At 64.1% G+C, this 6,330-nt stretch carries 4 protein-coding genes and 1 pseudogene; 4 read left to right on the top strand and 1 reads right to left on the bottom strand.

The genetic code is table 11. The annotated features are described in order from the left end of the window. Nucleotides 1-106: pseudogene (gene rpl12p / locus EI28_RS11175) on the top strand (50S ribosomal protein P1); the annotation flags it as partial. 185 nt (nt 107-291) lie between these two features. On the opposite strand, the gene hypF reads toward rpl12p, so the two are convergent. After that, complete coding sequence (gene hypF, locus EI28_RS11170; RefSeq protein WP_048114894.1) at nt 292-2,499, bottom strand: carbamoyltransferase HypF; 2,208 nt, start codon at nt 2,497-2,499, stop codon at nt 292-294. 57 nt (nt 2,500-2,556) lie between these two features. Here hypF and EI28_RS11165 point away from each other — a divergent pair, with 57 nt between their 5' ends. Genes EI28_RS11165 through EI28_RS11155 form a run of 3 tightly spaced genes read left to right on the top strand, consistent with a single transcriptional unit; the run spans nt 2,557 to nt 5,868 of the window. Beyond that, on the top strand, nt 2,557-3,069 hold the full coding sequence (locus EI28_RS11165) for an ArsR family transcriptional regulator (RefSeq protein ID WP_048114892.1): 513 nt from the start codon (nt 2,557-2,559) through the stop codon (nt 3,067-3,069). Beyond that, a complete protein-coding gene (locus EI28_RS11160; protein WP_048114891.1) occupies nt 3,053-3,862 on the top strand; it encodes a MarR family transcriptional regulator in 810 nt (269 codons plus the stop codon). Before EI28_RS11165 ends, EI28_RS11160 begins: the two co-directional genes overlap by 17 nt. Continuing rightward, nucleotides 3,859-5,868, top strand: a complete 2,010-nt coding sequence (locus tag EI28_RS11155) for a DEAD/DEAH box helicase (protein ID WP_048114890.1) — start codon at nt 3,859-3,861, stop codon at nt 5,866-5,868. Before EI28_RS11160 ends, EI28_RS11155 begins: the two co-directional genes overlap by 4 nt. Nucleotides 5,869-6,330 lie beyond the last annotated feature (462 nt).

The following is a 6,330-nucleotide window of genomic DNA, read 5'->3' as shown; positions in this document are numbered from 1 at the left end:
CCCTGCAGCCGCCGCGCCCGCAGCCGAGGAGGAGGCCGAGGAAGAGGAGAAGAAAGAAGAGGAAGAAGAGAGCGGCATGGCCGGTCTCGGTGCCCTCTTCGGCTAAACCCTTTTTTTGTTTCGCCTCTAACGAACCGGCTATCTTCGCGGATCGGGTGACGTTCCACTCTCTCCGTGCCGGACTATTTAGAATGCTTCGCCGGGCAGTCATGCCGCTTTTTTCCCGCCACTACGCCGCCAGGCAAAAAAGAAGGCGTCTGTTCGATTACAACCCGGTGGATACGGGGGCTCTCACTCCTCCGTGCTCCCGCCGTACACGACCTGCCCGAAGCTGATGCACCCGTCGCCGAGCGGATAGTCCTTATTCATGATGAACTCGAGCCCGGCGGCGCGGATCTCGGTCCGGATCGTCTCCCGGATTGCCCGGTTGTAGGCCACCCCGCCCGAGAGCGCCACCCGGGGGATCCCCCGCTCTTCGGCCGCCCGGACGGCCATCGCGGCGACGCCCCGGGCGAGGTTGTACTGGATCGATGCGGCGATGTCGTTTGCCCGTTCTCCGGCGGCGGACCGCCGGTGGGCCTCCGCGAGGAGCGACCGGGTCGAGAGAACCTCGCAGCCGCCGTCCTGCCGGTATTCGTTCTCCCAGGCCGAGGGCTTCCCGGCGTGCGCCGCCGTCTCGAGTTTCATCGCCGGCTCCCCGTCGTAGGTACGCTCCCGGCAGATCCCGAGGAGGGCCGCGGCGGCGTCCAGCACCCTGCCGGTGCTCGATGTCGCGGCGACGTTCAGGCCCCGCTCCACCTGCCTGACGAGGACGGCGAGTTCGATATCGCTCCAGCCTCTCTCCGCGAGCAGATCCCGGACTTCGGAGGTGGGGAGGATGCCGTAGAGCATCCGCTCCGGGAACCGGGTGGCGAGATCGCCGCCCGGCATCGGGATGACTTCGAGGTGAGCGACCCGGTCGAGGTGGGGGACCTCTCCCGCAAACACCTCGCCGCCCCAGATTGTTCCGTCGTCGCCGTAGCCCACGCCGTCGATCGCGATCCCGACGCACTCTTCCCGGGTCGTGGCGGCGATGTGCGCCCGGTGGTGCTGGACGGCGAGAAGTTGTGCCCCTGTCGCTTCGGCAACCTCCCTCGCGTAACGGGTCGAGAGGAACTGCGGGTGAAGGTCGTGGACGATCCGGTCGTACCGGGCGCCGGTGAGCCCGCCGAGCCGTTCAGCCGTCTCCTGCAGGTAGGCGAGGGTCTGGGGGTTCCTGACGTTCCCGACGTGGGGGGAGGTGATGCAGAAACCGCCCTTGTAGATGGAGATGTTCGCGTTCAGTTCCGGGCCGACGCCGAGGATGCACCCTTTGCCGAGGTCGATCGCCTCCCGTTTTGGGGCGAGGCCGCGGGAGAGCCGGATGATGTAGCCGTCCCGGACGACGGAGTCGTCGCACCGGTTGACGATCCGGCGGTCGTGGGTGAGGATGTAGTCAACCTGCCCCGGGAGCCGTTCAAGCGCGGTATCGAGATCGGTGATCATCGGGTAACCCGGCAGGTTCGCGCTCGTCATGACGAGGAGCGGGTGGGCGAGGTTCGCGAAGAGGAGGTGGTGCAGCCCGGTGTAGGGGAGCATGCACCCGATGGTGTGGAGGCTCGAGATCGTCGGGTGGGACGCGGGATCGCGTTTTTCGAGCACCACGATCGGCCGTTCCCGGGAGTGGAGGATCCGCCGCTCTTCGTCCGAGACGATCGCGATCCGTTCCGCCTCCTCTGTGGTTGCCATCACCGCGAGCGGCTGCTCCGTCCGGCCGAGGCGGCGTTTCAGAACCCCCGCCGCCTCCCCGGTGCAGGCGATATGAAATCCCCCGATCCCCCGGATGGCGACGATCGAGCCTGCGTCCAGGAGGGCCGCCGCTTCCCGGATGGGGTCGCCCGCCACCGGCGTTCCGTCGGCCCGGAGAAGGGCGAGGTGCGGTCCGCAGGCCGCACAGGCGATTGTCTGGGCGTGATGGCGGCGGCACGACGGGTCGGTGTACTCGCTCTCGCAGGCGGGGCAGGCGGGGAACTCCGCCATCGACGTCCGCTCCCGGTCGTAGGGAATGGTGTTGATGATGCTGTACCGGGGTCCGCAGTTGACGCAGGACGTTGCCCAGTAACCCTCGTACCGCCCGTCCCGCGTAAAAATATCGGCAATACAGTCGTCGCAGGTGGCGACGTCGGTCGGGATGAACCCCGAGAGGCTCCCGGAATTACTTTCGAGGATGGTAAACCCTTCGGTCTTCCCGCCGCGCAGATTCTGGACATCTACGGAATCTATTTGAGATAATGGTGTCCCTCTGGAAACGGCCTCCAGAAATTCCTCGAAGCGGTCGCCGGATGCGTGGATCTCGACCTCGCTCCCGAGGTTTTTGACCGTCCCCGCGATCCCGAATTCCCGCGCTTTTGCATAGACAAAGGGACGAAACCCGACTCCCTGAACGATGCCCCGGATGATGATTGTGCCACTGGTACGCATTGAGATTTCAGCAAAAATTTATGGAGTTATACCACCATATAACAATAGGGTATCGCAGTGACGGGACATATTAAAATTCTTAACGATCCGGTTGAACTGGTTCCTCTTCTCATAACGTTCAATAATGCCGATTATAAAAAGATCTACGAACTCCTGAACAAGGCCTGGCTGACCGAGGAGGATCTGGCGACGTACGCCGGCTCCTCGACGGTGACCGAGTGCCTCTCTATCCTCAAGAAGGGAAACCTGATCGAAGAGCAGTGGCGGATGCCGAAGCCCGGAGAGAAGCCGACGAAGGAGTACCGGGCGACATACAGCAAGTTCCGGGCAAGTTTCCAGTGTTCCATGGGCGATATCGGGGATCTGCTGCACATCGCCGTCTCGAACGACGAGGGTCTCCGCACGATTGTGGACTCGGTGCAGCAGGAGATCGTGGCCGGGACCACCTCCATCGGCGATATATCCCGAAAATACGGGGTCAGCCCCACCTTCATCAAGGGGCTGGCGAAGAGGATCCCCGGTCTCGACGTGAAAGGGCAGGGAATGGTGCTGCTTGACCGACTTCACTGACGATCCTCTTTACGTCATCCTGCGCAGTAAACGGGAGGCCACCCGGTTCCAGATTCTCGTAGAGATCGCCGAACACCAGCCGGCCGTCCGCCAGCAGGAGGTCGCCGCGAAACTCGGCGTGACGCCTCAGGCCGTCTCAGAGTACATCCGGGAGCTGGTGGACGAAGGGCTGGTCACCGCTCACGGCCGGGGCCGCTACGAGGTGACGAAGAGCGGGATCGAGTGGGTCCTGCGTCACGCCGAGGCGCTTGAGGCCTACGCCCGGCATATCAACCGGGACGTCATCCAGCAGGTGGCGGTCTGGACGGCTATCGCCCGGGACGATATCCGCAAGGGAGATACGGTCGGTGTCTTCATGCGGGACGGGTGGCTCTATGCGACGGGAGAAGAACAGAGCGCCACCGGCCTCGCGACCATGGACGCGGCACCCGGAGAAGACCTCGGCGTCGCCCAGTTAAACGGCATCATCCAGCACGAAGAGGGGCTCATCCACGTCTGCAAGGTGCCGAGGGTGGAGCGGGGCGGGTCCCGGCAGGTCAGCCCGGATCTTCTCCGGGAGGCTGTCCGGGACGCCGAGATGGTGGGCGCCGTCGGCCTCGAGTCCTACGTGGCCCTCAGGAAGGCGGGCATCGAGCCGGATATGTTTTTCGGTGCGCGGGAAGGGGTCGTCGAAGCGGCGTTTCACGGTCGGGAGTGCGCAATTCTTATCGTCGATGAGGAGTTTACCGATTTCCTCAAACGTCTGGAGACGGTGGGACTCACCTACACGATCCACGACCTGATCCCGTCATGAAAATCATCGTCCAGCCCCAGAAGGGCACGTATAAACTGTTGTTCGTTGAAGGCGGCCGCGTCGAAGGTTCGGGGTTCGTTGACCTGGCTGCGACCCCGAAGGGCCGGCGGCCGAAGAACTTCAAGATGCGTCGCCGCGGCAAACAGCTCAAGCCAACCCCGACCCGGGACCTGATCACGCTGTTGCGCCGGTCTTCTGTTCTCCTTGCGGCGAAGAGCCCCGAGTTCGAGTCGTTCCTTGCCGATCTCCAGATCCCGTCGTCAAGGATCGATATCTGCCGGTTCTGCCAGCTCGAGGACCGGTTCGCGCCGGTCAATAAGGCGACCGGCGTCCGGTACGGCGGGGAGTGGATCTGCATGGAGTGCGCAAAGCGCGAGATGCGCCGGGAGCTCGGTTACCTGGGGAAGTTCGGCGGTTCGGTGCTCGTCCACCTGGAGAAACTCCTCGCTCAGGTTCGCGATCTCGACCGGGTGCTGGCGTCGGTGGGGCCCGATCACCCCGACCGGAAGCGGACGCTCTTTGACCGGCTCGAGGCGCACGAGGTTCAGAAGACCGACCATATCACCGATCTTCCGCTCCCTCCCGCGTTTGCAAAGGCCGCCGGGGTCGAGTACCTGATGCCCGTCCAGCAGCTCGCCGTCCAGAACGGCCTCCTCGAAGGACAGCACCTCCTGGTCGTCGCGGCGACCGCGAGCGGCAAGACCTTCATCGGGGAGATGGCCGGGATGAAGAATTTCCTCGAAGGCCGGGGGAGGACGCTCTTCCTGGTTCCGCTGGTCGCGCTCGCGAACCAGAAGTACCAGCGGTTCCGCGACCGCTACGGTCACCTGGTCCGGGTCACCCTGCAGACCGGGGTGAGCCGCCTCAACCTCCCCGAGACCCGTCCGGCGGGCGACCGGGACGTCAACGCTCCCGTGGTGGTGGGAACCTACGAGGGGATTGACCACGCTCTCCGGACCGGGCGATCCTTGAAGGATATCGGCACCGTCGTCATCGACGAGGTGCAGATGCTCGAGGACCCGGAGCGGGGCCACCGTCTCGACGGTCTGATCGCCCGACTCAAGCACGTCGCTCCCGAGGCACAGTTCCTCTACCTCTCGGCCACGATCGGGGCTCCCGGACTGCTCGCGGAGAAACTCGGGGCAAACCTTGTCCGCTACGCGGACCGGCCGGTTCCGCTCGAACGCCACCTCATCTTCGTCGAGCGAAACAAGAAGATCAACTTCATCAAGCAGATGGCCGCCGAGGAATACAAGGTGCGGTCGTCGAAGGGTTACCGGGGCCAGACGATCGTCTTCACGAACTCCCGGGCCCGCTGCCACGTCATCGCCGACGCCCTCGGCAAGAAGGCCGCCCCCTATCACGCGGGGTTGTCCGGCCAGGAACGCCGGGACGTGGAGCGACGGTTCACGAACGGGGAGATCTCTGCCGTCGTGACCACGGCGGCGCTTGCCGCAGGCGTCGATTTCCCGGCGTCCCAGGTGATCTTCGATGCGCTTGCGATGGGCATTCAGTGGCTCACCGTCCAGGAGTTCCACCAGATGATGGGCCGGGCGGGGCGGCCGGATTTCCACGACCTCGGCCGGGTGGTCATCCTGGCGGAACCCGGCGGATCCTATTCCCGGACGTCCGGCAAGACCGAAGAGGAGGTCGCCGTCGGCCTCCTGCGGGGGGAGATGGAGGAGGTCGCGCCCGAGTACGACATGGAGCAGAGCACGGAGGAGTTCGTCGCGAACGCCGTGGTCTCGAACGGCGACGAGCAGCAGATCATCAGGATGAACCGGACGATGGTCGGGACGCTGGAGCCCGCCCTCCCCACGCTCCTCGACTACGGGCTGGTCCGGCGGCGGGGTGGGCGTATCGAACTCACCGATACGGCCCGGGTGATGGCCGAACACTTCATCGGCGCCGAGCGGTTGATGGAGATCATGGATCTCGTCCGGCGCATGGACGATGCGGCCGAGATCGTCGCGGAACTCGAGTGCGCCGAGGAGACGACGCCGTAGGGTTTTTTCTCAGGGTTTCCGGGGAACCCGCCTGGAAACCCCCCTCCAAAAAACCACATTTATTTGTGTTCTTCAAGAGTCCTTGTCCCCTGGTTTCACGTTTCGTGACATCGCAAAGCCCATGTACGGATTTCCACCGGATATCGCCACGCACTGCCCCCGCCCCTCGGGGCGGGGGAGGAGCGCGAAGCGCGGGTGGGGTGGGGGTTACAGACATTCATTCCGACGTGGAGACAGGGGAGGGGGGATGCTCCCCCCTCCCCACCTGACGGTGGTCGAGCTCTGGTTCTACGAACCATCGCACTCCCCGTCAGCCCCACCCCCAATGGCGATATTCCCACGGTCCACTATATCGGGATTTTTCTCGTTTCAACTGTTCAGTCGACCACCCGCAGTCCCTATGGAGTCCAATCGTTATTCAAAGCCGACCATTCTTTCAAAACTCTGTTCTGTCCGTGCACC

Origin of the sequence: Methanoculleus sp. MH98A (assembly GCF_000691865.1) — an archaeon.
Taxonomy (GTDB): domain Archaea; phylum Halobacteriota; class Methanomicrobia; order Methanomicrobiales; family Methanoculleaceae; genus Methanoculleus.
This window is presented reverse-complemented; position numbering and strand designations above follow the sequence as displayed.

Coding starts and splice junctions, on each gene's coding strand:
- hypF (WP_048114894.1), bottom strand. CDS start 2,499: ATGCGTACCAGTGGCACAATCATCATCCGGGGCATCGTTCAGGGAGTC.
- EI28_RS11155 (WP_048114890.1), top strand. CDS start 3,859: ATGAAAATCATCGTCCAGCCCCAGAAGGGCACGTATAAACTGTTGTTC.